A 25996-nucleotide genomic window follows, 5' to 3' on the forward strand; every position below is an offset into this window, starting at 1 on the left:
GATAAATTTTCTCCGTGTTCCATTAGTAACGTCTAAATTCTTCTTGCGGGTATATGTTGTAACTCATGAACAGACCAAATCTGTTCATCCGCTTTGTAGTGGCGGTAGAGGATAAGTAAAAAACGTTGCCAACACTATTTGCGATCTAGGGAGAAAAATCATGAACAAGATTATGGTCTCTATGGTAGCTGCGTGTTCTCTTCTTGGAAGCGAAGCTTCCGCTAACTGTTCACCAGGTTTTCTGGCTGACGTTCTGTGCCAAGCGGGCGTCATCAATCAGGACACTGCAAATGGCCTCGATCAGGTTCACCAGGGTCTTGGCAATCCATTGGACAATGCCGTTCCGAGCGTGCAGGGCGGCTTCGCGCAGCCGGCCGGCGGAGGGCAGTTTCAACCGGCGCCGATGAACAATCGCTTCCCCCAGTTGGCATGGGGCAACTATTGTGTGACGCCGTGGGGTGCGGTCTACGGTCCGCCAAACCCTATAGGCACACCGTGCACCGCCAATTTCAACGGTGTTCCGGTTCAGGGCCTGGTCGCCCGCTAACGCCAAAAGCGCGCAGCGCAGCCCCATGCAGCAACCTGCACGGGGCTGTTTCAGTTTAAGGGGGTGTGGATCGGGAACCTTTACTCGGTGCGTGTCCCGACCTCTCGAGCCTACTCCCGGCTTCTCCGCCGCCGCCTGCCACCGCCTTCGCCATCATCAGCGCTCACCTTGCGCTCCGGCAACGTCACCACCGTCGCGAGCTTGGGGAAGTTGTCGACCTTGTTGGGCATCGCCATGGCGTTGACGAAATGCTCTTGAAATTTTGATTCAAGCGCCGTCTCTATCTTCTCGATTTTGCTGACGGTTTGTTCGATTTCGCGGCGGTGGCCGCGGTTGAGCAGCGCCATCAGCGCGCCGGTGCCGGCGGCGTTGCCGACGGCTTTCACGTCGTCGAGGTCGCAGTCCGGGATGAGGCCCAGGACCATGGCGTATTTCGGGTCGATGAAGGAGCCGAAGGCGCCGGCGAAGCGGATGGTGTCGACATGGTCGACGCCCTGCTTTTCCATCAAGAGCTTGATGCCGGCATAGAGCGCTGCCTTGGCGAGCTGGATGGCGCGGATGTCGTTCTGCGTCACGGTGATGCGCGGCTCGCCGTCGTGCAGCAGGTAGGAGAAGGTCCGGCCGTTCGGGATGATGCGCGGGCTCTTTTCCGCCATCGCGCCATCGACCACGCCGTCCTGGGAGATGATGCCTGAGAGATACATCTCGGCGACGATCTCGATGATTGCCGAGCCGCAGATGCCGGTGACGCCGACCGAGGCTGCGGCTTCCGCGAAACCGTCCTCGTCCGACCACTTGTCGACGCCGATGACGCGGAAGCGCGGCTCCAGCGTGACGGGATCGATGCGCACGCGCTCGATCGCACCCGGCGCCGCGCGCTGGCCCGACGAGATTTCAGCACCCTCGAAGGCGGGGCCAGTCGGCGAGGAGGCGGCAACGACCCGGTCCTTGTTGCCAAGCACGATCTCGGCATTGGTGCCGACATCGACGAGCAGCATCATCTTGTCCTGGCGATAGGGACCTTCGGCGAGCGTCGCCCCCGCCGCATCTGCGCCGACATGGCCGGCGATGCAGGGCAGCATGTAGAGCCTGGCGCCGCGGTTGACGTCGATGTCGATCTCATGCGCCCAGTATTGCAGCGCGCCGGAGACGGCGAGCGCAAACGGCGCCTGGCCGAGCTCCGTCGGATCGATGCCGAGGAACAGGTGGTGCATGATCGGGTTGCCGACGAAGACCATGTCGAGGATGTCGTGGCGGTCGACTTCGCCTTCGGCGCAGACCTTGCCGATCAGCCCGTTGACCGCCTCGCGCACCGCCTTGGTCATGGCCTCGCGACCGTCCGGGTTCATCATCACGTAGGAGACGCGGCTCATCAGGTCTTCGCCGAAGCGGATCTGCGGGTTGGAGGCGCCGGACGAGCCGACGATGCGGCCCGAAAGCAGCGACACCAGATGCATGGCGATGGTCGTCGAGCCGATGTCGCAGGCAACGCCATAGGCCTCGTTCTTCAGGCCCGGCCAGAGGCCGACGATGAAGGGGCGTGATGAGTCCATGTCGCGGTGGATCGCGGCGGTAACGGCCCAGTTGCCCTTGCGCAGGATGTTCTGCACCTGCGGGATCAGGTGCGGCGCGATCAGGAGATCCTTCCAGCCCCAATCCTTCTCCAGCATCACCTTCAGGCGATCGAGATCGCCGAGCGGCTTGTGCATGTCGGGCTCGTCCACCTCGACATAGCAGAGCTGGACGGCGGCATTGCGCTCGATCACCCGGTCGGTCGCGGCCTTGCGCACGACCTGCGCGTTGATGACGGTGTCCTGCGGCACGTCGATGACGAGATCGCCGAGGATCTGGGCGGAACAGGAGAGGCGGCGGCGCTCTGGCAGGCCGCGGATCTTTTCGTAGCGTTCTTCCTTGGCGCCTTTTTCCGAAATGTGCTCCAGCGAGGAAACGATCTTGTGCTTGGCGAAATTGCCTTCCTGCACCTCGATCTGACAGCGCCCGCAGGTGGCGCGGCCGCCGCACACGCTCTCGACATAGACGCCGAGCTTGCGCGCCGCATCGAGAACCGGTGTACCCACCGGGAAGCGGCCGCGCTTGCCCGAGGGCATGAACAGCACCAGAGGTTCCTTTTGCGCGGCTTCGCTCATGTTGGTCTCGATCTCGGAAGTGCCTTCGATGCGCATGCTCTCAAGTCTTTCGTCAGGTCCGCTTCAACAGGTCAAGCGAAGCACGGGTAAACGGTTTCAGACTGCACCGGAACGGCGCCCGATAGTTGTCCAATCCCGACATGGAGCGATCTCAAAGCATCATTTCGGGAGGCTGTTGCGATGACGGGAAAATTGCTTACGGCTTCTTGCGCTGCAGACGCCGAGCGTTGCTGCGCACCCGCTTGCCATAGGGCCTCAGGGCCGCCGAAGCAATCGCCGTTCCATGGCCCGATGCCGTGGCGCCGGTCATCATCCGTATCGTGTTGTCGAAGGCGGCTTTCCAGAGCGCGACATTGACGGCAACGACGCTTTCGGCGGTCGCCGCGATCTTCTCGGAGATCATGCGCTGAAGCTCGGTCACATCCTGTGACTTGCCCGTCAGCGCCGCCATCTGCATTTCCTGCAGTCGGACGGCGATCACGAAGGGGGCTTCGAACCAGAGGCTGGCGGCATCGAGGCGAAGGCTGCGTGTCATGATGATCTCCACGTTTGCGTTGCCGGATGAACTCTCGAAATCTGTCGGTAGCGTTGCTGAAGGCTGGCTTATCAACGGCTAAAGGGAGAAGGACGGCAATGAGGCATGGCTGCCTTTCAACGTCGTTCTCCCTTCCTTGGTTCAGCTAGATGCTGAAAAAAGAACCTATTCGCTTGCGGCAGCGCCACCCGTGCGGGCCGCGCGGCCACCGCGACGACCGCCGCCGCTGGCGGCCGCCGGCGCGGCGGCAACCACATGGCCGCCCTCGGCCGGCTTGTGGTCGCGGTAGGTCTTGATCCAGTGGGTGCAGTTCGGGTCGGTGCCGTTCAAGACGTTCGCCGCACGCACGGCTTCCATCTCCTGCGGACGGCAGGGATTCATGATCGCCGACGTCATGCCGGCGCCGATGACCATCGGGATGAAGCCGGCATTGATGCCGTGGCGGTGCGGCAGGCCGAAGGAAATGTTGGAGAGGCCGCAGGTGGTGTTGACCTTCAGCTCTTCGCGCAGACGCCTGAGCAGCGCGAAGACCTGCTGGCCCGCAGTGCCCATGGCGCCGATCGGCATGACCAGCGGGTCGACGACGATGTCGTGCGGCTTGATGCCGAAGTCGGCGGCGCGCTCGACGATCTTCTTGGCAACGGCAAAGCGCACGTCCGGATCTTCGGAAATGCCGGTCTCGTCGTTGGAGATGGCAACGACCGGCACGTCGTATTTCTTGCAGAGCGGCAGGATCGCTTCGAGCTTCTCTTCCTCGCCGGTGACGGAGTTGACGAGCGGGCGGCCCTTGGCGACGCGCAGCGCCGCCTCGATCGCAGCGGTAACCGAGCTGTCGATCGACAGCGGCACGTCGACGAGGCCCTGGACGATTTCGAGCGTCTTGACGAGCAGCGGCGGCTCGGTCTCGTTCGGGTTGACGGCGGTGACCCCGGCATTGACGTCGAGCATCGTCGCGCCCGCCGCAACCTGCTCCAGCGCGTCCTTGATGACGGTGTCGAAGTTGCCCTCGATCATCTCGGCTGCGAGCTTCTTGCGGCCGGTCGGGTTGATGCGTTCGCCGATGACGCAGAAGGGCTGGTCAAAGCCGATGATGATCTCGCGGGTGGCGGAGGCGACGATTGTGCGGGTCATTAAGGGTCCTTTGTCCTGGCGGTGGGCTATGTAATCACGCCCTGGAGATCGATGATAGGCGTCGGAGACCGGCGCCGGTTTTGTCTGCTGTCTCTTCAGTGCGGATGGTGGGCTGCCGCCTCGGCCATCTGCTGCTGGTTTTCTTCCTTGCCTTCGCGGATCTGCTCCAGACGTTCGGCAACGAGCTGATCGGCCGGCAGCGTCTCGCGTTTCCAGGGCTGGCGGCCCTTCAGGACGCCCGATTCATGCACGATTTCTGCGACATATTCTTCCTGGCGGTAGGCCATCACGTGGATGCCGGAGACGCCTTCGATCTCCTTCACCTCGTTGATGATGTCGATGCAGAGCTGCTTGCCTTCCTTCTTCTGGTCCTGCGCGCCTTCGAGACGGGTAATCACGCTGTCGGGAATATGGATGCCCGGCACGTTGGAGCGGATCCAGCGGGCGGTCTTGGCCGACGCCATCGGCCCGACGCCGACGAGGATGTAGCATTTCTCGTGCAGGCCGAGATCGCGCACCTTCTTCATGTATTCGCGGAACATCGGCACGTCGAAGCAGTACTGGCTCTGCACGAACTGGGCCCCGGCCTCGATCTTCTTGGCGAGACGATAGGGGCGGAAATCATAAGGAGGCGCGAAGGGGTTGATGGCAGCGCCGAGAAAAACCTGCGGCGGGGTCGTCAGCTTGCGGCCCGAGAGGAACTTCGAGTTGTCGCGCATGATGCGCACGGTTTCGAGCAGCGACATGCAGTCGAGGTCGAACACCGGCTTGGCGCCCGGCTGGTCGCCGGCCTGCACGCCGTCGCCCGTCAGGCACATGATGTTCTGCACGCCCATGGCAGAGGCGCCGAGCACGTCGCCCTGGATGGCGATGCGGTTCTTGTCGCGGCAGGCGATCTGCATGATCGGCGCATAACCCATGCGCGTCAGCAGCGCGCAGATGCCGACCGAGGACATGTGGCAGTTCGCGCCTGACGCGTCGACCGCGTTGATGCCGTCGACCCAGCCGTCGAAGATCGCCGCGCGCTCGTAGACGTCCTGAGGATTGGCGCTGTCGGGCGGGTTGAGCTCGGCGGTGACGGCGAACTCGCCGCGGCGCAAGACCCGTTCAAGCCGGCCGCGGGAGGAGTGGCCAGGCAGCGGATCGAGCGGCGCGCCGGGATCGTGCGGGTTGTAGTCGGGGCTCATGCCTGGCCTTCCTTCGATGCCGCATCGCGGCGCGCTGCTGCTTCCGCGGTCACGCGCAGCCAGGACGAGGTCTCGCGCAGCGACTGGTTGACCGGCTTCTGCACGTTCATGATGGCGTTGCCCTTCTCCATGTTCTGCGAACCCTTCCAGGCCTGGACCCAGACGCAGGGCATGTCCGGCTCGACCTCGCAATTGCCGTTGGCGCGCACGCCGCCGCAGGGGCCGTTGCGCAGCTGCTTCGGACAGTTCATCGGGCAGGACATGCCCGTCGACGACAGCGCGCACTGGCCGCACATGCGACAGTCGAAGAGGAAGCCTTTGACGTGGCGCTCGACGAAGGTGACGGGACGCTCGACGCGGCCGTAGCCGATGGCGTTCCACAGCGGATGAAGCAGCAGGAACAGGTCGGCGAAGCGGTGGTAGAACCATTCGAGGAAGCGCGAGTTGCGGACCGCCCAGAGGCGCACTGTGTATTTGTGGCGCGAGCGGCGGCTCGGCGACACGCCCGACGGCGTAAACGCGCCGGTGGCGGCTTTTGCCGCAGGTGCGGCGTTGCCCTTCATGATCTTCGGTCCGCCCTCGGGTTTGGCGTCAGCCATTGTCGCGGCCTCCGGCCTTGACGAGCGCCACCAGACGTTCGCGGTCATAGGCGGCTTCGAGCTCGGCGGCGGCGCTATCGGCTTCCGTTTCCAGATCGTCGGAGACCGGTACCGGATCGGCCTTGCGCCATTCGGCGAGGTAGTCGTCGGTTTCGGCAGCACCGGTGCGCATGGCGCACATGTCGATCGCTTCGGTGAAGCGCAGCGACAGTTCACGCTTTGCCGTCGTGCGGCCCTTCTTGATGATGACCTGGGCCGGAATGTCGCGCCAGTAGACGATAATGCGATCTGCCATCGGGTGTTGTTCTCCTCCCCCTGCATGTTTGCTTTGATCGGTGCCGATCAAAGGCCGAAAACATGCAGCACTCCTAAGCGCTAAAGCGACCTTTGTGCGTCTCATCAGACGCGCGGCGCTGTAGTGCGACAATGCGCATGTCCCGGCGTCCGGGCTCATCTCGCCACGACGTCGGATATGTCCAAAAACGACGCTCGCGCAGATGCCATATCAGACGTCTTGGCGGTGATGCGCAAGTCGCAGTTGAGCCGCTTGTTGTGGGCAGGAGCCGCGGTCGTGGATTGCCCGCAGTATCAGGCTTTTAGGCTGCAGCCGGCTGATGCAAGCGAAGGGATTTCGCCTACCAGATCCGACGCGTCAGGCCGTTCCATACCCAGGTCCAGATCGGCGGGTGATACCATTGCCGTGACGGACCTGCGACATCGAGGGTCCGCAGATTTCGATCGAGCGCATTTGCGACCGCGGCAATCGCGATCTCCGTTGAGGCGGCCGTCTGCAGCAGCGGATAGGTGTGCATCGTATCGTCAGGGGCGGGCTTCTGGCGCGACTGGTAGAGCACGCCGCCGGTGTCGACGCCCGCATCGACCAGATGCACGGTCGCCCCGAAGTTTTCGAGGTCGTTGTTGACCCGCGCCCAGTAGCCGCCCATCAGGCCGCGATAGGCGGGATTGATGCCGGCGTGGAAATTGAGGACCGGGCAGGGCATCGCCGCCAGCGTCGCTGCTTTCAGCATGCGGCAGCTGATGAGAAAGACAACTTCGGGTTCGAGCGCGCGGATCTGCGTTATGGCGTCGGCGTCATTCACCGAGGTGACGGCCTTGATCGGGATTGAGGGGTCGGGTTTTCCCGAGACCTTGTAGGTCGCGAGGATCTCTTCGGCGCGTTTTCGGGTGAAACGCTTGCCGAATCGCGAGGCGATCATGGTCGCAAGCTGCCCCAGCGCCGTCACCCAGCCGAGTTTGCGGGCGCGGCGGCGCAAAAACAGGCCCTTCGATTCCGGTTGCTCCTCCACGACGGCCACCTCGGCAAAGCGGCTTGCGAGCGCGTTGATCATGATCCATGGATTCTCGCCGCCCGCCGTCACCACGACGACACGGCCCGGGCGCTTGCCTACGGCTTGGTTCTGGCTGGCGATTTCGGTCATGGCGGCCCCGCGGATGAACAGGGCCGAGTTATGAAGGCTTGCCCGTTACCGCCGGCTTAACTGGTTCCAGTACCATTCGGCGACACCGCCGCCGAGCACGACGAGCGCCACGGATTCGACCATCTTCACGTCATCCGAAAGGCTGCAGACCGCGCCGACGACCAGCGAGAGCAGCAGCCCGGCGGCGCAGCCGATGGCGTAGGGCAGGTAGTCTAGCAATTTCACTGGCGCCTCCCGTCCCAGACGCAGCTGTTGCGCACCGGGATGTAACGTAGGGTAGCGCAGATATGGGGATTAGGAAGGGCTTATTTTTCGTTGCAGGAGCGAGCGCTCACGTAAGCCGCTGCGCTTCGCTCAGCATCGGTGGACGAGGTTCGCCGGAGTACTTGCAAACAGGATTGCCCCTCACCCTAACCCTCTCCCCGCAGGCGGGGAGAGGGGACGTGCCCCGACCTTGTTTCGCCAAGCATACCGCAGCCGGGCCGGAAATGGTGGCGCTTATCGTTGGTGGCGTCGGTGCCGAGAATCTCCTTCGCCCCGCTCGCGGGGAGAAGGTGGCCGGCAGGCCGGATGAGGGGCATTTTTCAGGCGATTCGGATCGTCACGACGCCGCGGTGATCCGCCGGTGTATGGCCCCGAGACTTTCCCTGAACTTTTCGAAGGTGCCGTGCTCCGTCAATTCCCGCAGCACCTGTTCGTTGATACCGCCGCGGGTGGCGTAGTCCTCGGCCAGATGGGCGAAGCTTGCGTCCGGCGTCGTTGCCGGTGCTTGGCCGAGTGCGCCAAACAGGCTGGCCACATAGTCGCGGCCCTTCGCGTCGTCGACGCCGTTGTCCTTTAGCCAGCTATGGATCGTTTCCAGGTATTTGAAGTAGCTGGCATAGGTGGCGGTCGCCACACTCAGCGCATCGAACTCGCTTTCGCTTGCAACCTCGATTGCCGTGCCGAGCCGACCGAAGAAGGCTGCCATATCCGGATCCGGCGGGAAGATGATCGTCGGCCCCTGACGGATCGCGATCATCGGCATCGGCAAGGCTTTGGTCACCCGCTTTGCCGGGCCGACCATGGCGGCGATCTCGTCGCGGGAGAAGGTCGCGATCAGGCTTACGACGTGGTGATCCGGGCGGAAGCGCAGGGCGGGCAGGACATCACGGGCGATCTGCGGTCGGACGCCGAGCATCACCGTGTCGCATTGGTCGAGCACCGCCTGGTTGTCCGGGGCAACCCGCACATCGGCAAATCGGGCGGCAAGGCCGGAGGCGATCTCTTCGTTGCGGGGCGATAGCACGACCGAGGTGGTGTCGCCCTCAAGCGTCTTGAGGCCGGTGACGATCGCCGAGGAGAGGGCGCCGGTGCCGATGAAGCCGAGTTTCATGGGTAATCCTGTTGCCTGAAATTGCGTTGGTTCGACCAGTCTGTGCGTCTATTTCATATAGGCGCGCACCACGTCCACCAGTTCGGCTGCCGCTTCATCCCTGTCCTTCTGCGACAGGTCGGCTGCGGCCAGATGCATGTGGATATGATCTTCGACGACTTCCGCCATCAGCCCGTTGACCGCGCCGCGAATGCCGGCAATCACCTGCATGACCTCGGCGCAACCCTTCTCCTCTTCCAGCATCCGCTCGACCGCCTCCATCTGGCCGCGCAAGCGGCGGACCCGGTTGATGAGTTTCTGCTTCTCGCGGATCGTATGAGTCATCGGATACTCCGGTTTCGGGCGCTATGCGGCCCTTGGTTCCACCTCGACGGTCACATGCGACAAATCGTGGATGGCGGCAAGCTTCTCGCGATAATAGGACGGCGCCCGCGGATTGTCGGCGACGATCGAGACGATCGCGCCGTGGTGGCCGGGCCCGAGCTGCCAGATGTGCAGGTCGACGATTTCGGCATCTTCCCCGGCAACGATCTCGCCGATCTCCTCAGGCAGGTCTTCGCCTTCAGGAATGTAGTCGAGCAAGGTCGCGCCGGTGTCGCGGATGAGGCCGAAGGACCAGCGGGCAATGACGAGCGCGCCGACGATGCCCATGGCGGGATCGAGCCACAGCCAGCCGTAGATCGCGCCCAAAGCAAGAGCGACGATCGCAAGGACCGAGGTCAGCGCGTCGGCGAGAACGTGCAGATAGGCGGCGCGCAGGTTGCGATCCTGGCCGCCTTGATGCCCCTGGTGCCCATGATGATGCCCATGGTGATCGTGGTGGTGATGGCCGTGGTCGTCCTTCAGCAACCAGGCGCAGACGAGGTTGACGATGAGGCCGGCGACGGCAACGAGGATCGCCTCGCTGAAATCGATCGTGACCGGAGAACCGAGGCGGCGCAGGCTTTCCCAGCCGATCAGAAGCGCGATCAGCGCCAGCACGATAGCGCTGGAGAAGCCCGCGAGATCACCGAGCTTCCCGGTGCCGAAGGTGAAGCGGCGATTGTTCGCGTGCTTGCGCGCATAGAGATAGGCAAGCGCTGCGATCAGCATCGCCGCCGCATGGGTGGACATGTGCCAGCCGTCGGCAACCAGCGCCATCGAGCCGAAGACCTGTCCGGCCGCGATCTCGACCACCATCATCGTTGCGGTGACCGCGATGACGATCCAGGTCCGCCGCTCGTTCCGCTCATGATCGCCGCCGAGGAAGACATGATCATGGCTGGCCGCGAGCACGCGCGCGTCGTCATGCGAATGCCCGTGGTGTCCGTGGTGGTGATGATGGTCGCGGTCGTGATTGCCCATGTCGATGCCTCCAATATGATATAGGGGGGTACCCTATCTGGAGATCAACGTAAAGTCTCTGTTTCGGGTCTGCGATTTCAAATTGATGACGTCGCTAATTCAAGCTTTCAGAAGCGACGTCGTCAGATCGCCGTAACCGGTGAAGCGGTACTCGTATTCGAGGCCCAGTCGCTCGGCCGCCTTCTTGGCCTTCTCCTGCAAGCCTGCGTCTTCCAGCTGCGAGAGATAGACCAGCTTGCGGTAATGGCCGAAATACATGTCCCGGAGCTCCGGGTGCCGGTCGAGGCCAAGCGGTTCGATGACGAAGGCTTCGAACTGGCGGGCGAGGAAGTCGGTGAGGAAGAACGCGGTGATGTCGTCGTCCCAGCGGCGGGCGAAATCGTCGTTGCCGGCAAAGAAGGAATAACAGTGCGGGCCGGGGATACGCTCGACCTGTTCTTCCTCCAGCAGCCGGTCCAGCTGGCCACCGGTGCCGCAGTCGGCATAGGCGACGAAGATGCGCTCAAACCCTTGTGCCCGGGCCTTGGCGATAGCGTCGCGAATGCCAGGCGTGATCTTGCCGGGGGTGTTGTGCCAGATGGCGGGCAGACAGTTGAGGTCGATATGGGCGAGCCCGTTCGCCTCGCAGATCGCGAGGATTTCGCGGGCGATGGCGCCGCAACCGATCACGTGAACTTTTTTAGGTTGTGCACGTTCTATTGGCGGCGATATTTTTTCCATCTTGATTCCACTTGGCTCTCAACGGGAAGGAACCTGACCATGACAGTAAAGACCCTTGCGATCGTCGGCGCCGTCCTCGTCGCCCTCTCTACGCTCACTGCCTGCGGCAACACCATTCGCGGCATCGGGCAGGATACCGCAAACACGGTGAACGCGACACAGGCGGCCGGCAAGAAGGTCGCACACTCCGTCAATTAACGCTGCCTCGAAGAGCGCCGCTTCCCAGCGCTTGTCCGTTCCAGGTTTCGGTGAAACGGTGAGCGGATAGGGTGCATTGCGCCCGGGCAGCGGGCCTGCCGGACATTAAAAAGCCGGCCGCGGAGTCATCTCTGCGGCCGGCTTTGTCATTTCGGATCGTCCGAAGCTCAGCCGGCCAGGCGGTTGTGCTTGCGCTTCATGAAGTCCTTGGCGGTTTCGACGGCGATCGCCGCATCGCGGCAATAGGCGTCGGCGCCGACGGCCTTGCCGAATTCCTCGTTGAGCGGCGCGCCGCCGACGAGAACGACGTAATCGTCGCGCAGGCCCTTTTCCTTCAGCGTGTCGATGACGACCTTCATGTAGGGCATGGTGGTGGTCAGCAGCGCCGACATGCCGAGAATGTCCGGCTGCTCGCGCTCGATCGCTTCGAGATAGTTTTCGACCGGGTTGTTGATGCCGAGGTCGACGACGTCGAAGCCCGCACCTTCCATCATCATGCCGACGAGGTTCTTGCCGATGTCGTGAATGTCGCCCTTGACGGTGCCGATCACCATCTTGCCGAGCTTCGGCGCGCCGGTTTCGGCGAGAAGCGGCCGCAGGATCGTCATGCCGGCCTTCATGGCGTTGGCCGACAGCAGCACTTCCGGCACGAACAGGATGCCGTCACGGAAGTCGATGCCGACGATGCGCATGCCTTCGACCAGCGCCTGGGTCAGGACGTCGTAGGGCGTCCAGCCGCGCTTGAGCAGGATGTTGGTCCCGTCCTCGATTTCCTCCTTCAGGCCGTCATAGAGGTCGTCGTGCATCTGCTGCACGAGTTCTTCGTCGGAAAGGTCCTCGAGAATGATTTCATCGTCTGCCATATTGGGGTTCCTCGGTTCCTGGCACGGTCGCGCGAAATTTTCGGACGCGTCCATCAATCCATAGCGGTCGATGTCTAAAAATCTGTTTTCGAAAGCGACGTCGCATATGACAAAAAGCGACGGGAGGGCGGCTTCTTTTGCCGCCTGTATATTCTTAACAAAAACAATATATTCGCGCCACGCGGTTTTTGCGCCCGCTTGTCGCCGCTCGGCAGTGTTCGAGTTGCGCCACGCCTTGGCGCATTGAGACCCGCAAGGCCCCCGATGCTTGGTAGCATTAGGGCAAATTGATGCTTGAAGGCGCAAAAAGTGATGCGCGGGAGAGGAAAAGCGAATGAGCGACGTGACAGATCAGGGCGCGGTTGAAGGTGGCGGTCGCCGCGCACGCGGCGAGGGACGGGGAGCAGCGGCGCGGCGCGCATCGCGCACCGGCGGCGGCCCGGGGCCGTCTCTGCCCTATATCCAGCGCAAGATTCGCGAATACGAGGTGCTCGACGAGGAAGGCCTGCAGCTGATCGAGCGCAATGCCGACACGATCCTCGAGGAAATCGGCATCGAGTTCCGCGACGATGCCGAGGCGCTCGAACTCTGGAAGCAGGCCGGCGCCGACGTGCGCGGCCAGCGCGTGCATTTTCCGAAAGGTCTTTGCCGCGAACTCCTGAAGACCGCTCCATCCGAATTCACCTGGCATGCGCGCAACCCGGAACGCAGCGCCCAGGTCGGCGGCAAGGCGACGATCTTCGCGCCGGTCTACGGCCCGCCCTTCGTGCGTGACCTTGAAGGTGTGCGGCGCTATGCGACGATCGAGGATTTCCGCAATTTCGTGAAGCTCGCCTATATGGCGCCATCGATGCATTCGTCCGGCGGCACCGTCTGCGAGCCCGTGGACATTCCGGTGAACAAGCGTCACCTCGATATGGTCTACAGCCACATCAAATATTCCGACAAACCCTTCATGGGCTCGGTGACGGCGCCGGAACGCGCCGAAGACACGATCGCCATGGCGAAGATCGTCTTCGGCGACGACTTCGTCGAAAACAACTGCGTCACGCTCAACCTCGTCAACGCCAACTCGCCGATGGTCTTCGACGAGACCATGGTGGGCGCGCTCAAGGTCTATGCCCGCCACAACCAGGCCTGCGTGCTTTCGCCCTTCATCCTGTCGGGCGCCATGAGCCCGGTAACGGTCGCCGGCACCTTGACGCAGATCCTTGCCGAAGTTCTCGCTGGTGCCTCCTTCACCCAGCTCATCCGCAAGGGCGCGCCGGTTCTGTTCGGTACCTTTGCCGCCTCGATCTCGATGCAGTCGGGCGCGCCGACCTTCGGCACGCCGGAGCCGTCGCTGGTCTCCTATGGGGCGGCCCAGCTCGCCCGTCGCCTCAAGCTTCCCTTCCGTACCGGCGGTTCGCTCTGCGGCTCCAAGGTTCCGGACGCGCAGGCGGCGCACGAATCGGCCAACACGCTGAACATGACGCTGCTTGCCGGCACCAATTTCGTGCTGCATGCGGCAGGCTGGCTCGAAGGCGGTCTGATTTCCTCTTACGAGAAGTTCATGATCGACCAGGACCAGCTCGGCATGATGCAGAAGATGGCCGAAGGCGTGGACCTTTCGGAAAACGCCCAGGCGCTGGACGCGATCCGCGAAGTCGGCCCGGGCAGCCACTATCTCGGCTGCGCCCATACCCAGGCCAATTTCCAGACGGCCTTCTACCGTTCGCCACTCGCCGACAACAATTCCTTCGAGCAGTGGGAAGTGGAAGGCGAAAAGCGCATCGAGCAGCGCGCCAATGCGCTCTGCCGCAGCTGGCTGGAACATTACGAGGCGCCTTACCTCGATCCTGAGATCGACGAAAAGCTCAAGGCCTTCATCGAGAGCCGCAAGAACTCGATGCCCGACGCTTTCACCTGAAAGGGTCCCGAGCGAGCCAGGGAGCAAGGCGGCGCGGCGCAGGTGGCTGACATGATCCAGAAGGAGGTCTGGCGCCCGCATTATGAACATCAGGGGCCGAAACCGAAATGACGGCGCCTTCCGCAAATGCGGACAAGACACTCGAAACGATCCGTGCGGCGCTCGCGCCGCACGGTCTTTTTTTGCGCGGAACCGTGAACTTCGCCTCCGGTGAGGCTGCGCCGCTGCTTTCCGATGGCCGTCCGGCGGCAAGCGTGGTGCTGATCGGCAATATCGGCGGCTCGCTGTGGCAGCCCTTCAGTGCCTGGTGGGATGGTCTCTCCGATCGCGGCGGTGCCGATCCTCTGGACACGTGGTCGAAGGCGGTGATCCAGCCGATCGCTGCAGCCTGCGGTGCGACCGCCTATTTCCCGTCCGACCCGCCCTGGCAACCCTTCCAGCAATGGGCGATGCGGGCCGAGGGCCTGAAGCCGTCGCCATTGGGCATCCTCATCCATCCGCGCTTCGGGCTCTGGCACGGTTATCGCGCAGCGCTCGGCTTCGACATTCCGCTTGATTTCACGGGTGAGCGCGCGACGGAACACCCCTGCGACCGTTGCTCGACAAAGCCCTGCACTTCCGCCTGTCCGGCCGCAGCGCTCGCCGGCGAGCGCTTCGACGTCGCGCTCTGTCGCAGCCATCTGCGCACGGATGCGGGCAGGGCAGGTTGCCTCACAAGCGGCTGCATCTCCCGGGCGGTCTGTCCCGCCGGCAGCCAGTATCGCTACCCGCCTGAGCAGTTGCGCTTCCATATGTCTGCGCTTGAAGTGTGAGCGCCGGTCTCCACTCTGGCGCGCAAAGATGGTGCAAATCTCCAAAATGACTAAAATTGGAGGTGTCGTGGAAAGGTAATATTATCGAATTTATAACGATCTGGACGGCGTGGCGTTGGAGTCCATCGTATGAGAGGTAGCCCAGTCGTATCCGTGAGCAACTATCCTCCGCACCTGTCGCGCGAGGACGTGCAGGCGCAGATATCTCGGCTTGACAGTATTCACGCGGCCAACAGCCAGGTTCTGGAGGACGCTTTCAAGCGCCTGCTGGCGATCGGCGCCGGCCATGCGGCCGTCATCACCGCCTGTATCGCCGGCTTCGATGCACTGGTCGACCGCTCGGTTCTCGCCGGCGATCTTCTGCCCGATGCGATCGACATCCTGAGGAAATTTGCGCTTACCGTCAGCGCGCTCGGCCTGCTTCTCACCTTTCTCGCGATCGGCAACAATTACGGCGAGGTCCAGAAGGAAGCCAGGCGCCATGCGGTGAAGGTGGCAACGACGCTGCGCGAAAAGCGGCTGCTGCTTTCGCTGTCGCAGGACGTGCTCACCCGCGACGCCAAGTCATACCTGCTTGCGGGCGTCGGTGGCTTTTCCTGTCTTTGTGTGATCTTCGGGCTCGCGGCTGCCGCTGGCTGCTACGGGCTCGTAATTGCCATGGGGCTGCTTGCGGGCAGCTAGTGGCAGGTCTGACCTTAGCCAGCGATCCTCACCAAAACAGAGCTTGCGATCGCCTTTCAAGTCGCGTTTGACATTGCTTCAATGCAACCGAATAAGTGTAAGCGCGAGAGTATTTTTCTCGATCAGTTGTAATGGGTGCAATGCTCAAAACATTCTCGTTACAGGGTAGGCTTAATCGTCTTCGCTATTTGCTGTTCAACGTGGCAGTTGTTTCTATCGCTTCGGTCGCGGTATCCGCGCTCACTCGCCTGATGGCGCTGGTCGGAGATCGACAAGCGCTTTCAATCATTCATGGAATGGTCGCCCTAACCTATGTGTTGGCTATCATTGCCAGCCTGTGCTTGATGGTGAGGCGACTGCATGACTTCGATCAGAGCGGCTGGTGGACTCCTTCAGTCGTGGTGCTTCACTTGGTCTACGGCTATTACGAGGCCGATGACTCGCTGACCGGGACAATTCTCATGGGCACCTTGGTGCTGGCGGTCCATGTTGCAATCATCGTTACCCCTGGCTCGAAGAGCCCCAACAGGTTCGGCGAAGTGCCAGGCTCCGCTATAGCGCCCGTTTAGGTTATCCCGGCGGATAATGACCCTCGCGCGCAACCTCGGCGTTGCGGAGATCAAGCGGCCGCATTGCTACTTCCGACGATTTCCGCCGCGATCCTGTGATCTTGGACCCATTGGGGAGCCGCCAGGCGCGGTTGCCTGTGCACTTGGGGCAATTAAAGCCGTTTCTCCACCTCTTCCTCGCCAAACAATCGGCGCAGGCGTAGTCGTCGGCGAAGTCCGACGTGAACTTGTCCAGCGATGATGGCGGTCGTAATGCCTTGCTTCCGATCCTGCGCCAGAACCGCCGCAATCTCCGTCATGCTTGAGGCCTGATTCGATTGGACCTTTCGCCATGCCGCTTTTTCCAAAACCCTTTCTCGTCGGTGCCGTTCTGTCGGCCGGTCTTGCTGGGCCTGCGCTCGGCGCCTGCCGCGATGTCAGCCATCTTGGCCAGGACTATGTCGCCTGCAGCTTCGATCCCGCGACAACCGATATCCGCCTCTACAACAAGGACCAGGCCGGCGTGCCGTTCCGTTCCTTCCGGGCGCTGTCGCTCGAACTGCGCCATCGCGAAGAATATATGAGCTTCGCCATGAACGGCGGCATGTATCACGACGATCTGTCGCCGGTCGGCCTGCATATCGAGGAGGGGCGCGAGCAGGCGCCGCTGAACACCAACTCCGGCTGGGGCAATTTCCACCTGCTGCCGAACGGGGTGTTTTTTGTCGGTGACGGCAAGGCCGGGGTGATGGCGGCGGATGCCTATCGCGACGCCCAGCTTGCGCCACGGTTTGCCACACAGTCCGGGCCGATGCTGGTCATCGACGGGAAGCTCCATCCGCGCTTCCTGCCCGACAGCACCAGCTACAAGACCCGCAACGGCGTCGGCGTGACGGCTGAGGGCGAGGTGGTTTTCGTTGTCTCGAAGCGCCCGGTGCGCTTCCACGATTTCGCGACGCTGTTTCGCGATACGCTGGATTGCCCCAATGCACTCTTCCTCGACGGCACGATTTCGAGCGTCTATGCGCCTGATATCAACCGCCACGATCGGCTGTTTCCCATGGGCCCGATCATCGCCGTCGTCGGAAAATTTCCACGCTGACTTTCTTTGGGCGCGGGATGCGGGCGGAAAGCCGCACACTTTTCCTCCTCCCGCGAAAAAAAGTGTGCCGACCACCCAAGGAACGGGCAGCCTGCAACGTCTAAGGTTCAAATGAGGTGAGGGCGGGCACGGATTTGGACGCTGAACTCGTCGAAAAGGCGGTAGGGGGAGACCGGCAGGCTTTCGGCCAGCTGGTCGAGCGACACTATGATTTTGTCCATGCGGTCGCCTGGCGCTGGTCGGGCAACGTCTCTGACGCAGAGGACATCGCCCAGGATGTCTGCCTGCGGCTGGGTGCCGCCATTCGCGGCTTTCGCGGTACCAGCCGGTTTCGCACCTGGCTTTATACGCTGACGCTGAACGCCGCGCGCGACCATCGGCGGCGGCAGGTGCGCGATAACAGCCGCATGCAGGCCTATGCCAGCGAGCAGGCGACGGCAGCACGCCTTGAGGATCCCGACGAGGAACAGCGCGAGGCGCTCTGGACCGCGGTCCGGGAGCTGCCGGAGAAGCAGTGCGATGCGGTGCTGCTCGTTTATGCCGAAGGCTTGAGCCATGCGGCAGCGGCCGACGTGCTCGGCTGTTCGGAGGCAACGATTTCCTGGCATGTGCACGAGGCGCGCAAGCGCCTGAAGACATTGCTCGGCAAGGAGGCCGTGTGACCATGAGCGACGATTTCGAAAAGCTTGGCCGGATCAATCCGCCGAAGGCTTCGCCGGAAGCGCGCGCCCGTGCGCTTGCCTTGGCCATGCAGGCCTTCGACGAAGCCGAAGAAAATTCGAATGCCACCCAAGGATCGGTTCGGCCGGTTCGTCAAAGCTCCATCTTCAACCGGATATGGAGCCCTATCATGAACCGGAAACTGCTTGCAGGATCGGCGCTGGCAACCCTTCTCGTCGTGCCCGCCGCCGCCTTCCTGACGCTGGAACTGACACGCGACGGTGCGCCCTTCGGCGAACGCGCGCAGGAAATCGCGCTGAAGGACGAGGCGAAGAAGGAAACGGAGCGCCAGAAGCCGGAGCCGCAGATGGCGGCCAAGAAGGCGGCTGCCGAAGAACGTGCGCGCCAGCAGGAAGCGAAAACTGTGGAGGCGCCAGTGACCGTAGAGGCCGAGAGCGAGGCTGCGGCCCCTGCTGCGCAGGCCGATGCGATGGCCAACAGTGTTGCACGCGACAGCGTCGCTCCGCTCTCGGCCGTCGGCAGTGCGCAGCCGCAGATGACATACCTGCCAGCCCCCGTGGTTCAGGAGGAGCTGATCGCCGCCCCACCGGAAAACCGCGAGCGCTTCGGCAAGGCCGACGCCAATCCGGTGAAGAGCGTTGCGACCGATCCGGTCTCGACCTTCTCGGTCGACGTCGACACGGCATCCTATGCCTTTGTGCGCCGTTCGTTGATGGAAGGGCAGGTGCCTGAGCGTGATGCCGTGCGGGTCGAAGAGATGGTCAACTACTTCCCCTATGACTGGCCGCGGCCTGCGAGCGCTGCCGAGCCCTTCAAGGCGACGGTGACTTTGACGCCGACGCCCTGGAATGGTGGCACGCGGCTGATGCATGTGGCGATCAAGGGTTACGACGTCGTGCCGGCGGAAGCGCCGAAGGCGAACCTCGTCTTCCTGATCGACGTGTCCGGCTCGATGGACGAGCCGGACAAGCTGCCGCTCCTGAAAGGCGCATTCCGGCTGCTGGTCGAGAAACTGAAGCCCGAGGATACGGTCTCGATCGTCACTTACGCGGGCAACGCCGGGACGGTGCTTGAGCCGACGGCGGTCAAGGACAAGGCGAAGATCCTCGCTGCCATCGATACCTTGCAGCCGGGCGGCTCGACCGCCGGCGCGGAAGGCATCGACGCGGCCTACGGGCTTGCCGAGAAGGCCTTCGTCAAGGGCGGGGTCAACCGCATCATGCTGGCGACGGATGGTGACTTCAATGTCGGCCCGTCGAGCGACGAGGACCTGAAGCGGCTGATAGAGGAGAAGCGCAAGAGCGGCATCTTCCTTTCGGTGCTCGGCTTCGGCCGTGGCAACTACAACGACGCGCTGATGCAGACGATCGCCCAGAACGGCAACGGCACGGCCGCCTATATCGACACGCTGGCCGAGGCGCAGAAGACGCTGGTGGAGGAGGCGGGGTCTTCGCTCTTCCCGATCGCCAGGGACGTCAAGCTGCAGGTGGAGTTCAATCCAGCGGCGATCGCCGAATACCGGCTGATCGGCTACGAGACACGCGCCTTGAAGCGCGAGGACTTCAACAACGACAAGGTGGACGCCGGCGACATCGGTTCCGGTCACAGCGTGACGGCGATCTACGAGGTGACGCCGAAGGGCAGCCCGGCGGTGCTGAACGACGACTTGCGCTATGCGACGGCGGAAAAGCCGGCGGCTGAAGCGACAGGAAACAGCGGCGAGCTCGCCTTTCTGAAGATCCGCTACAAGAAGCCGGATGGTGATGCGAGCGAGCTGATCACCACGCCGGTGACCGAGACGAATGCGGTGCCGTCGCTTGCCGAGGCGTCCAATGATGTCCGCTTCTCGGTGGCCGTGGCCGCCTTCGGGCAGAAGCTTGCAGGGGTGACGGCGCTCGCTGACTATTCCTATGACTCAGTCATCGATCTCGCCGTAGCCGCCAAGGGCACCGATCCGTTCGGCTATCGCGGCGAATTCGTCAATCTGGTGCGGCTGGCCAAGGGGCTCAGCGGTTCCGGGAAATGAGCTGAGGAAGCCCCCGCGGCGAGGGCGTGCCCCTCATCCGCCTGCCGGCACCTTCTCCCCGTCATGACGGGGAGAAGGGACAAGCGGCGACCGTTTCGCCCACGTGAAGGCTCAGACTGCTCCTGACGTTGAGGTCTGTCCGTGGAGCGTGCGTCCAGCGGCTCTCTCCCCGCTTGCGGGGAGAGATGTCCGGCAGGACAGTGAGGGGCATGCCTCAGGCGCGAGCGTCGATCGCAGCGAAGATGAATTAACACCTGCGATCTGGCACCCAAGGGGCGCCCAGCGGCTCTCTCCCCGCTTGCGGGGAGAGATGTCCGGCAGGACAGTGAGGGGCACACTTCACGTGCGAGCGTCGATCCCCTGTCGTCTCACGCCTTCGGAAAGGCGCGATCCAGCCCACCGGCCTTCGACAGGCCCGCCTTGAACGCCTGGTAGGCTGCATGCTGGCTGGAGCGGCCGGCTTCCATCAGGCGCATCTGCAGCCGCGCCGGGGCATGGCTGCCGAGCCATTGGCCGAGCTTTTCGAGCTTCAGAGAATTGAGGAACTTCGCCTCCGAGGAAATGTCGAGGTGGCGGTAGAGCCCGTCCATCAGTCGCTCGTCCTGCTCGGGATTTTCCATCAGCAGGCGCAGGAAGGACTGCTCGGCTTCGCTGAAAGTCCCGAATTTTTCGGCGACGGTGTCCCGGTCGGGAAAGGAGGCTGGGCCGGCGTTCATGTCACTGTCTCCCGTCTGCGGCCGCGCGGTGCGTTCTGCGAGACGCAAAGGGGCGCTGTGGCACGTTGAGCTGCTGCACGATCTCGTCCTTTGGCGGCGGAAACAGGCAGCAGCGAATCTCTCTTCCATCGGGGATAGGCCAGCGGTCACGGGTGTGCAAGCGGTGGCGAATATGCAGGTATTGAACATATAGTCCAATATTGACAAATAATCCAAGTGTGGGCATATGCGGCCCATGACCATTGCACCCGCCTTCGCCTCCATCCTTGCCACGCACGCGCCGACCGCGGCTGCAATCAGCGCGCTTCTTTACCCGCATGGCGAAGTGGTGCTGCACGACCTGAAGACCGGTACGATCGCGGGGATCTGGAACGGCTTTTCCGGCCGGGCGGTCGGCGAGGATTCGCTGATCGAAGAGGAGTTCGCAGCCCTCGGCAGCACCGACGCGGTGCTCGGTCCCTATGAGAAGACCGGTGCGGATGGCCGGCGCTTCAAGTCGATCTCGGCCGTTTTGCGCAACGGCGCGGGAGAGGCGATCGGTCTGCTCTGCATCAATCTCGACATGTCGATGATCGATCAGGCGGTGAAGCTGCTTTCTGCTTTTGCCGGTGCCGAGCAGCCCAAGCCGCAGGCACTGTTTTCGCGCGACTGGCGCGAGGAGATCAACGCGACGCTGCATGGCTGGCTGAAGGAGCGGGGGCTGGCGCTTTCGGCGCTCAAGCGCGGCGATCGGGTGGCGCTGGTGGCAGCGCTCGACGAACGCGGGCTGTTCCAGACGCGCAACGCCGTCGATCACCTTGCGGGCCTCATCGGCGCCTCGCGCGCCTCGATCTACAATTATCTCGCTGCCGCCCGCGGCGAGGCGCCCTGATTGCTGCGCGCAATATTTCGGACGGAGACCGCTTCGCGGCTCTCCGGGCTTGCCTGACCCATAACCGTTCGCGTGCGTCTCAGCCGCGCGAGGAGGAACTATCGATGACGACCTTGCCCGATTTCCGGCTCGAAACCCATTTCTCCCGCTGGGAGTTCAGCGCCCGCCACCATATGACCGCGAGCGACAGCCAGACGACCAGCATGCGCGATCTTCTGGCGCTCGCCGACGATGACGACCGCGCCGCCTGGGACAACATCACGCTCGGCTATACCGAGACCTATGGCGCCCCGGCGCTGAGAGCAGCGATCGCTGCGACCTATGAAGGGCTGACGGCTGCCGATATCCTCTGCTTTGCCGGCGCGGAGGAGGGGCTTTATTGCGCCATGCTGGCGCTGCTCGGGGCTGACGACCATGCGATCGTGACGGTGCCGAACTACCAGTCGATGGAGACCCTGCCGGTGACGATCGCCGGCGCGGTCACTGGCGTGCCGCTTCGCCCGGAAAACAACTGGCGGCTCGATATTGCCGACGTGCGCGCCGCGCTGAAGCCAAACACGAAGCTGATCTGCGTCAACTTCCCCAACAACCCGACCGGCGCGATTGCCGACCAGGAGACCTTTGCGGCGCTCGCCCCGCTCTGCGCCGAGCGCGGCATCCATCTCTTCAGCGACGAGGTCTATCGCGGTCTGGAGCGCGACGCCTCGTTACGCCTGCCGCAGGCGGCGGAACTTTTCGAGCGTGGAATCTCGCTCAACGTCATGTCCAAGGCCTACGGGCTTCCGGGTCTCCGGATCGGCTGGATCGCCTGCCGCGATCATGCGCTTCTCGAGCGCATGGAGAAGATGAAGCACTACCTGTCGATCTGCAATTCGCGGCCGTCGGAAGTGCTGGCGACGATCGCACTCAAGGGGCGTGCCGTTATCCTTGATCGCAACCGGGCGCTGGTCGCCGCCAATCTCGAGAAGCTCGGTGCCTTCTTTGCCGAGTTCCCCGACCTCTATGAATGGCGTGCGCCGGACGGCGGCTGCGTCGGTTTTGCCCGGTATCTCGGCGCCGATGGCGTTGAGAGCCATTGCCGGGGGCTGGTGGAGGAGGCGGGCGTGCTGCTCTTGCCGTCGAGCCTCTTCGTCTCCGACCTGCTGCCGGTCGCGACCGATCGCTTCCGCGTCGGTTTCGGCCGCAAGGATATCGAGATCGGGCTCGAAGCCTGGCGCCGGCATATTCGCCGATAGCCCCAGTGTCGCCATCTTCGGCCTGCCTGTTACCGCAGGTCCCGCTCCGGGGTACATGCCCCGGCGTTTTAGAACGCACGCATGTGGATACGGACCGCGCGACAATGGTTCCATTGTCAAGATTGTGTTAACGAGCGGCCCCCGCCACCCGAGTGTTTCCTCTGCTGATGCGATACAGACCCGAAATCGATGGACTGCGCGCGCTTGCCGTCGTCCCGGTCCTGCTGTTCCATGCCGGTTTCGGCCTTGTCTCTGGCGGCTTTGCCGGCGTCGATGTCTTCTTCGTCATTAGCGGCTACCTCATCACCGCCATCATCCAGCGCGAAATCGGCGACGGAAACTTCAGCATCGCCCGTTTCTACGAGCGGCGTGCCCGCCGCCTGGCGCCGGCGCTGCTGCTGGTCTGCGCCGTCTCCGTCCCCTTCGCGCTGATGTGGATGCTGCCGGGAGAGCTCAACAGCTTCGGCAAGAGCCTCTACGCGGTGAACCTGTTCGCCTCGAACTTCTTCTTCTGGGACCAGACCGGCTATTTTGCGCCAAGCACCGCGCTGCTGCCGCTGCTGCACACCTGGTCGCTTGCGGTTGAGGAGCAGTTCTATCTGGTCTTCCCGCTGCTTCTCTTGCTCCTTCACCGCTACTCGCAGGCAACGCTGCTGAAGGTGGTTGCGGCGCTCGTGCTGCTGAGTTTTGCGGCAACGCAGATCTTTGCGAACCTGGACCCGGCCGCGAATTTCTACCTGCTGCCAAGCCGCTTCTGGGAACTTGGCGTCGGCGCGCTGCTTGCGCTCGTCGGCGTCGAAAAGCTCGATCTTTCGAAAGGCAGCCGTGAGCTTCTCTCAGGCCTCGGTCTGCTGGCGATCGTCGCGAGCTATGTCTTCGTGGTGGAATCGGCCTTCTATCCCGGCTGGACGACCGTGCCGGTGGTGCTGGGCACGGCGCTGGTTTTGGCCTTCGGCCGCAGCGATACCGTCGTTGGTCGGTTACTGTCGCTGAAGCCGCTGGTCGCAATCGGGCTCATCAGCTACAGCCTTTATCTCTGGCACCAGCCGGTCTTTGCCTTTGCGCGGCTGAGGGCGATCGAGGAAATCCCGGCTCAAGGTTACGCACTGCTGGTCGCGCTCTGCTTCGCGCTTGCCTATCTCAGCTGGCGTTTTGTCGAGCAGCCCTTCCGCAAGCCGGGCCGCTTCAGCCGCCGCGCGGTCTTCGGCGCGACATTTGCCGCCGGATCGGTCGCGATCGCCTTCGGCTTCACGCTCGACGGTTCCGACGGCCTCGCTGCCAGGAACCGCGCGCTTGCGCAACTCTCGGAGCCGAGCGTCGGCCTCGGCAAGAAATGCGACGCCGTCGCCGACTTGCGCTGCGCCTCAAGTCCAGAACCCGAGGTCGCCGTCTGGGGCGACTCTTTCGCTCGGCACCTTGTCGACGGCATCATCGCGTCGAAGCCGGACGTGCGGCTGGTGCAGCTTGCCAAGAACAATTGCGGGCCGTTTTTGAACCTGTCGCCGATCATGCCGCGGCTCGGTCGCGACTGGTCCGACGATTGCGCCCGCTACAACGAAGAGGTCCGCCGTTTTCTGCTCGCGAACCGGTCGATCCGCTACGTCGTGCTGTCCTCGCAGCTCAGCCAGTACCTGAAGGAAGACAAGGTGCTGGTCGACGGCCGCAACGAAGTGACGACCGAGACAAAGCTTCTCATCGACGGCCTGCGGGCAACGTTTGCCTGGCTGCGTTCGAACGGCTTCGATCCCGTCTTCGTCGCGCCGACGCCGCATGATGGCCGCGATACCGGGCTCTGCGTCGCAAGAGCCCGTCTGCTCGCCCTGTCGGACCAGCAATGCGAGCCGGCACTGAAGACCGTTCGCGAATATGACCGCGATGTCCTGAACGTGGTTGCGGATATCGCCGACGAGTATCCTGTCGTCAGCTTCATGGACTATCTCTGCGACGACGACAGCTGCAAGATCGAGGACAAGGGCGTCGCGCTCTTCGAGGATTTTGGGCACTTCTCCAAGGAAGGCTCCCGCCAGATGGGGCGCGCCTTCGATTTCTACCGCGCCTTCATCGAGGCGGCGAAAGGCAGGCCCGTGGCCGAGCGGGCAACGGACGCCAAAGCCTTCGACAACGCCGCCCTTTAGGGACAGCCGCCACATCGACGCGCAAACGAAAACGCCCCGGATCTCTCGATACCGGGGCGTTTGCTTGTTGGTCTGCCGTGCCTGGCTTGATCAGGCGCGGCGGCTGCGGCGCTCGCGGGCGGGTGCGGCCGCCGTTTCGTTGGCGGTCTTGTTGCGCAACGGTCCGATCTTTTCGATGATCAGTTCGAGCGTCGGGCGCTCGCGGCGCACATGCTCGTCGAGCGCGACACGCATGGCGGCGAGGTGGTCGCAGGTGGTGCCGCAGCAGCCGCCGATGATCTTGGCGCCGGCATCGGCCGCAAGCCGCACATATTCGGCCATCAGCGGCGGCGTGCCGGAATAGTGGATCTCGGAGCCGCGGAATTCCGGAATGCCGCAATTGCCCTTGACGATCACGGTCGCGCCGGGTGCGGCCTCGGTCATGTCGAGCAGCGAGGAAAGAATGTCGGAGGCACCGACGCCGCAATTGGCGCCGACGGCGACCGGGCCGTCACCGAAGTCGGTCGCAACGCCATGGATGTCCTTCGGATGCAGGCCCATCATCGTCTTGCCGGCGGTGTCGAACGAGCCGGTATAGACGTAGGGAAGGCCGACCTTGGCGGCAGCTTCGGCGGCAGCACGGATTTCGTCCGGCGAGGACATGGTCTCGATCCAGGCGACTTCGGCGCCGCCGGCCTTCAGGCCCTCGATCTGCTCGACAAAGGCTGAAACCGCATCGTCATAGGAAAGCGCGCCGAGCGGGATCAGCAACTCGCCGGTCGGGCCGACGGAGCCGGCGGTGATGACCTTGCGCGATGCCTTGTCGGCAACGGCACGGGCGATCTCGGCGGCGCGCTTGTTCAGCGCATGCACGCGGTCGTCGGCCTGGTGCAGTTTCAGGCGATGGCGGGTGCCGCCGAAGGTGTTGGTGAGGATAATGTCGGCGCCGGCATCGACAAAATCCTGGTGCAGCTTGGTGATGTTCTCCGGCTTCGTCTCGTTCCAGAGTTCCGGCGCTTCGCCGGCCTCGAGGCCCATGGCAAAGAGCGACGTGCCGGTGGCACCATCGGCGAGAAGCACGCCTTTTTCGGCAAGCAGAGCGGAAAGGGCATTGGATGCTGCGGTCATCGGTTTTTCCCGGGTAGATCACGACGATCCTGGGTCGGGCCGACCTAGGATCGTGAACGTGATCGGTTTTAACAAGTCCGAGCGGGTC

The 25996-nt window shown here is 63.1% G+C and carries 28 protein-coding genes; 12 read left to right on the forward strand and 16 right to left on the reverse strand.

Translation table 11 applies throughout. The features are described 5' to 3' along the window. The first annotated feature begins 160 nt into the window (after positions 1–160). Positions 161–547: a hypothetical protein gene (locus M2267_RS08240; RefSeq protein WP_156134156.1), complete on the forward strand. Its 387-nt coding sequence runs from the start codon at positions 161–163 to the stop codon at positions 545–547. Positions 548–657: 110 nt separating this feature from the next. On the opposite strand, the gene M2267_RS08245 is transcribed toward M2267_RS08240, so the two are convergent. The 12 genes from M2267_RS08245 to M2267_RS08300 all read right to left on the reverse strand — a co-directional run bounded on the left by M2267_RS08245 (position 658) and on the right by M2267_RS08300 (position 11024). Then, entirely contained in the window at positions 658–2730 is a 2073-nt protein-coding gene (locus M2267_RS08245; RefSeq protein ID WP_429113881.1) for an ASKHA domain-containing protein, read from the reverse strand. Between the two features lie 160 nt (positions 2731–2890). Next, complete coding sequence (locus M2267_RS08250) at positions 2891–3229, reverse strand: hypothetical protein (protein ID WP_043619775.1); 339 nt, start codon at positions 3227–3229, stop codon at positions 2891–2893. A gap of 165 nt (positions 3230–3394) precedes the next feature. Then, entirely contained in the window at positions 3395–4360 is a 966-nt protein-coding gene (locus tag M2267_RS08255; RefSeq protein WP_192446417.1) for a methyltetrahydrofolate cobalamin methyltransferase, read from the reverse strand. A gap of 95 nt (positions 4361–4455) precedes the next feature. Then, a complete protein-coding gene (locus M2267_RS08260) occupies positions 4456–5547 on the reverse strand; it encodes a methylenetetrahydrofolate reductase (RefSeq protein WP_043623773.1) in 1092 nt (363 codons plus the stop codon). Continuing rightward, positions 5544–6146 carry a methylenetetrahydrofolate reductase C-terminal domain-containing protein gene (locus M2267_RS08265; RefSeq protein ID WP_043623771.1) on the reverse strand — a complete coding sequence of 201 codons (603 nt, stop codon included), beginning with the start codon at positions 6144–6146 and terminating at the stop codon, positions 5544–5546. Before M2267_RS08265 ends, M2267_RS08260 begins: the two co-directional genes overlap by 4 nt. Beyond that, a complete protein-coding gene (locus M2267_RS08270) occupies positions 6139–6441 on the reverse strand; it encodes a virulence factor (protein ID WP_113539304.1) in 303 nt (100 codons plus the stop codon). Before M2267_RS08270 ends, M2267_RS08265 begins: the two co-directional genes overlap by 8 nt. 340 nt (positions 6442–6781) lie before the next feature. Continuing rightward, positions 6782–7585, reverse strand: coding sequence for a formyl transferase (locus M2267_RS08275; RefSeq protein WP_429113884.1), 804 nt, complete (start codon positions 7583–7585; stop codon positions 6782–6784). A 45-nt stretch (positions 7586–7630) separates the two neighbouring features. Next, positions 7631–7810, reverse strand: a complete 180-nt coding sequence (locus tag M2267_RS08280) for a hypothetical protein (RefSeq protein WP_043623762.1) — start codon at positions 7808–7810, stop codon at positions 7631–7633. Positions 7811–8186: 376 nt separating this feature from the next. After that, entirely contained in the window at positions 8187–8960 is a 774-nt protein-coding gene (locus M2267_RS08285; protein WP_429113885.1) for a pyrroline-5-carboxylate reductase, read from the reverse strand. 48 nt (positions 8961–9008) lie between these two features. After that, entirely contained in the window at positions 9009–9284 is a 276-nt protein-coding gene (locus M2267_RS08290; RefSeq protein ID WP_043619696.1) for a metal/formaldehyde-sensitive transcriptional repressor, read from the reverse strand. Between the two features lie 21 nt (positions 9285–9305). Beyond that, complete coding sequence (gene dmeF, locus M2267_RS08295; RefSeq protein WP_429113888.1) at positions 9306–10304, reverse strand: CDF family Co(II)/Ni(II) efflux transporter DmeF; 999 nt, start codon at positions 10302–10304, stop codon at positions 9306–9308. Between the two features lie 99 nt (positions 10305–10403). Then, positions 10404–11024, reverse strand: a complete 621-nt coding sequence (locus tag M2267_RS08300; RefSeq protein WP_429113889.1) for a DUF1638 domain-containing protein — start codon at positions 11022–11024, stop codon at positions 10404–10406. Between the two features lie 39 nt (positions 11025–11063). Between M2267_RS08300 and M2267_RS08305 the strand changes: the two genes are divergently transcribed. After that, positions 11064–11222: a hypothetical protein gene (locus tag M2267_RS08305; RefSeq protein ID WP_043619700.1), complete on the forward strand. Its 159-nt coding sequence runs from the start codon at positions 11064–11066 to the stop codon at positions 11220–11222. A 167-nt stretch (positions 11223–11389) separates the two neighbouring features. On the opposite strand, the gene M2267_RS08310 is transcribed toward M2267_RS08305, so the two are convergent. Then, positions 11390–12085, reverse strand: coding sequence for a corrinoid protein (locus M2267_RS08310; protein ID WP_034788208.1), 696 nt, complete (start codon positions 12083–12085; stop codon positions 11390–11392). Positions 12086–12419: 334 nt separating this feature from the next. Here M2267_RS08310 and M2267_RS08315 point away from each other — a divergent pair, with 334 nt between their 5' ends. The 4 genes from M2267_RS08315 (at position 12420) to M2267_RS08330 (ending at position 16056) form a co-directional block, all read left to right on the forward strand. After that, the gene (locus M2267_RS08315; RefSeq protein WP_429113890.1) at positions 12420–13994 is read left to right on the forward strand and encodes a trimethylamine methyltransferase family protein; all 1575 of its coding nucleotides are present in this window, start codon (positions 12420–12422) and stop codon (positions 13992–13994) included. A gap of 107 nt (positions 13995–14101) precedes the next feature. Next, a complete protein-coding gene (locus M2267_RS08320; RefSeq protein WP_429113891.1) occupies positions 14102–14806 on the forward strand; it encodes a ferredoxin in 705 nt (234 codons plus the stop codon). 153 nt (positions 14807–14959) lie between these two features. After that, positions 14960–15487 (forward strand): hypothetical protein, encoded by a 528-nt coding sequence (locus tag M2267_RS08325; RefSeq protein WP_429113892.1) that lies wholly within the window; start codon positions 14960–14962, stop codon positions 15485–15487. 131 nt (positions 15488–15618) lie between these two features. Beyond that, entirely contained in the window at positions 15619–16056 is a 438-nt protein-coding gene (locus tag M2267_RS08330) for a DUF805 domain-containing protein (RefSeq protein WP_429113894.1), read from the forward strand. A gap of 1 nt (position 16057) precedes the next feature. Here the strand turns inward: M2267_RS08330 and M2267_RS08335 are convergent, their stop codons facing one another. Then, positions 16058–16345, reverse strand: a complete 288-nt coding sequence (locus M2267_RS08335; RefSeq protein WP_429113897.1) for a transposase — start codon at positions 16343–16345, stop codon at positions 16058–16060. A gap of 42 nt (positions 16346–16387) precedes the next feature. Between M2267_RS08335 and M2267_RS08340 the strand changes: the two genes are divergently transcribed. From M2267_RS08340 to M2267_RS08350, 3 genes are all read left to right on the forward strand, one after another. Then, on the forward strand, positions 16388–17137 hold the full coding sequence (locus M2267_RS08340) for a phosphodiester glycosidase family protein (protein WP_429113900.1): 750 nt from the start codon (positions 16388–16390) through the stop codon (positions 17135–17137). 134 nt (positions 17138–17271) lie between these two features. Further along, a complete protein-coding gene (locus tag M2267_RS08345; RefSeq protein WP_043619708.1) occupies positions 17272–17799 on the forward strand; it encodes an RNA polymerase sigma factor in 528 nt (175 codons plus the stop codon). A gap of 2 nt (positions 17800–17801) precedes the next feature. Further along, the gene (locus M2267_RS08350) at positions 17802–19844 is read left to right on the forward strand and encodes a vWA domain-containing protein (protein WP_429113903.1); all 2043 of its coding nucleotides are present in this window, start codon (positions 17802–17804) and stop codon (positions 19842–19844) included. Positions 19845–20212: 368 nt separating this feature from the next. On the opposite strand, the gene M2267_RS08355 is transcribed toward M2267_RS08350, so the two are convergent. Beyond that, on the reverse strand, positions 20213–20560 hold the full coding sequence (locus M2267_RS08355; RefSeq protein ID WP_429113905.1) for a hypothetical protein: 348 nt from the start codon (positions 20558–20560) through the stop codon (positions 20213–20215). A 235-nt stretch (positions 20561–20795) separates the two neighbouring features. Here M2267_RS08355 and M2267_RS08360 point away from each other — a divergent pair, with 235 nt between their 5' ends. The 3 genes from M2267_RS08360 (at position 20796) to M2267_RS08370 (ending at position 24801) form a co-directional block, all read left to right on the forward strand. Further along, positions 20796–21431, forward strand: a complete 636-nt coding sequence (locus M2267_RS08360) for a helix-turn-helix transcriptional regulator (RefSeq protein WP_429113907.1) — start codon at positions 20796–20798, stop codon at positions 21429–21431. 104 nt (positions 21432–21535) lie between these two features. Then, positions 21536–22666 (forward strand): aminotransferase class I/II-fold pyridoxal phosphate-dependent enzyme, encoded by a 1131-nt coding sequence (locus M2267_RS08365; protein WP_429113911.1) that lies wholly within the window; start codon positions 21536–21538, stop codon positions 22664–22666. Positions 22667–22833: 167 nt separating this feature from the next. Continuing rightward, entirely contained in the window at positions 22834–24801 is a 1968-nt protein-coding gene (locus M2267_RS08370) for an acyltransferase family protein (RefSeq protein ID WP_429113914.1), read from the forward strand. A 90-nt stretch (positions 24802–24891) separates the two neighbouring features. Here M2267_RS08370 and bmt read toward each other — a convergent pair whose 3' ends face one another. Beyond that, the gene (gene bmt, locus M2267_RS08375) at positions 24892–25908 is read right to left on the reverse strand and encodes a betaine--homocysteine S-methyltransferase (protein ID WP_429113917.1); all 1017 of its coding nucleotides are present in this window, start codon (positions 25906–25908) and stop codon (positions 24892–24894) included. Between the last annotated feature and the right edge of the window lie 88 nt (positions 25909–25996).

It is taken from the genome of Ensifer sp. KUDG1 (assembly GCF_050434285.1).
Classification (GTDB): domain Bacteria; phylum Pseudomonadota; class Alphaproteobacteria; order Rhizobiales; family Rhizobiaceae; genus Ensifer.

What these genes read in the sequence shown, in the direction of transcription:
- M2267_RS08320 (WP_429113891.1), top strand. Translation starts at nt 14,102, where the DNA reads ATGACGGCGCCTTCCGCAAATGCGGACAAGACACTCGAAACGATCCGT.
- dmeF (WP_429113888.1), bottom strand. Translation starts at nt 10,304, where the DNA reads ATGGGCAATCACGACCGCGACCATCATCACCACCACGGACACCACGGG.
- M2267_RS08355 (WP_429113905.1), bottom strand. Translation starts at nt 20,560, where the DNA reads ATGAACGCCGGCCCAGCCTCCTTTCCCGACCGGGACACCGTCGCCGAA.
- M2267_RS08270 (WP_113539304.1), bottom strand. Translation starts at nt 6,441, where the DNA reads ATGGCAGATCGCATTATCGTCTACTGGCGCGACATTCCGGCCCAGGTC.
- M2267_RS08330 (WP_429113894.1), top strand. Translation starts at nt 15,619, where the DNA reads ATGGGTGCAATGCTCAAAACATTCTCGTTACAGGGTAGGCTTAATCGT.
- M2267_RS08365 (WP_429113911.1), top strand. Translation starts at nt 21,536, where the DNA reads ATGACGACCTTGCCCGATTTCCGGCTCGAAACCCATTTCTCCCGCTGG.
- M2267_RS08250 (WP_043619775.1), bottom strand. Translation starts at nt 3,229, where the DNA reads ATGACACGCAGCCTTCGCCTCGATGCCGCCAGCCTCTGGTTCGAAGCC.
- M2267_RS08315 (WP_429113890.1), top strand. Translation starts at nt 12,420, where the DNA reads ATGAGCGACGTGACAGATCAGGGCGCGGTTGAAGGTGGCGGTCGCCGC.
- M2267_RS08300 (WP_429113889.1), bottom strand. Translation starts at nt 11,024, where the DNA reads ATGGAAAAAATATCGCCGCCAATAGAACGTGCACAACCTAAAAAAGTT.
- M2267_RS08360 (WP_429113907.1), top strand. Translation starts at nt 20,796, where the DNA reads ATGACCATTGCACCCGCCTTCGCCTCCATCCTTGCCACGCACGCGCCG.
- M2267_RS08370 (WP_429113914.1), top strand. Translation starts at nt 22,834, where the DNA reads ATGCGATACAGACCCGAAATCGATGGACTGCGCGCGCTTGCCGTCGTC.
- M2267_RS08265 (WP_043623771.1), bottom strand. Translation starts at nt 6,146, where the DNA reads ATGGCTGACGCCAAACCCGAGGGCGGACCGAAGATCATGAAGGGCAAC.
- M2267_RS08310 (WP_034788208.1), bottom strand. Translation starts at nt 12,085, where the DNA reads ATGGCAGACGATGAAATCATTCTCGAGGACCTTTCCGACGAAGAACTC.
- M2267_RS08245 (WP_429113881.1), bottom strand. Translation starts at nt 2,730, where the DNA reads ATGCGCATCGAAGGCACTTCCGAGATCGAGACCAACATGAGCGAAGCC.
- M2267_RS08260 (WP_043623773.1), bottom strand. Translation starts at nt 5,547, where the DNA reads ATGAGCCCCGACTACAACCCGCACGATCCCGGCGCGCCGCTCGATCCG.
- M2267_RS08290 (WP_043619696.1), bottom strand. Translation starts at nt 9,284, where the DNA reads ATGACTCATACGATCCGCGAGAAGCAGAAACTCATCAACCGGGTCCGC.
- M2267_RS08350 (WP_429113903.1), top strand. Translation starts at nt 17,802, where the DNA reads ATGAGCGACGATTTCGAAAAGCTTGGCCGGATCAATCCGCCGAAGGCT.
- M2267_RS08340 (WP_429113900.1), top strand. Translation starts at nt 16,388, where the DNA reads ATGCCGCTTTTTCCAAAACCCTTTCTCGTCGGTGCCGTTCTGTCGGCC.
- M2267_RS08240 (WP_156134156.1), top strand. Translation starts at nt 161, where the DNA reads ATGAACAAGATTATGGTCTCTATGGTAGCTGCGTGTTCTCTTCTTGGA.
- M2267_RS08255 (WP_192446417.1), bottom strand. Translation starts at nt 4,360, where the DNA reads ATGACCCGCACAATCGTCGCCTCCGCCACCCGCGAGATCATCATCGGC.
- M2267_RS08275 (WP_429113884.1), bottom strand. Translation starts at nt 7,585, where the DNA reads ATGACCGAAATCGCCAGCCAGAACCAAGCCGTAGGCAAGCGCCCGGGC.
- M2267_RS08305 (WP_043619700.1), top strand. Translation starts at nt 11,064, where the DNA reads ATGACAGTAAAGACCCTTGCGATCGTCGGCGCCGTCCTCGTCGCCCTC.
- bmt (WP_429113917.1), bottom strand. Translation starts at nt 25,908, where the DNA reads ATGACCGCAGCATCCAATGCCCTTTCCGCTCTGCTTGCCGAAAAAGGC.
- M2267_RS08285 (WP_429113885.1), bottom strand. Translation starts at nt 8,960, where the DNA reads ATGAAACTCGGCTTCATCGGCACCGGCGCCCTCTCCTCGGCGATCGTC.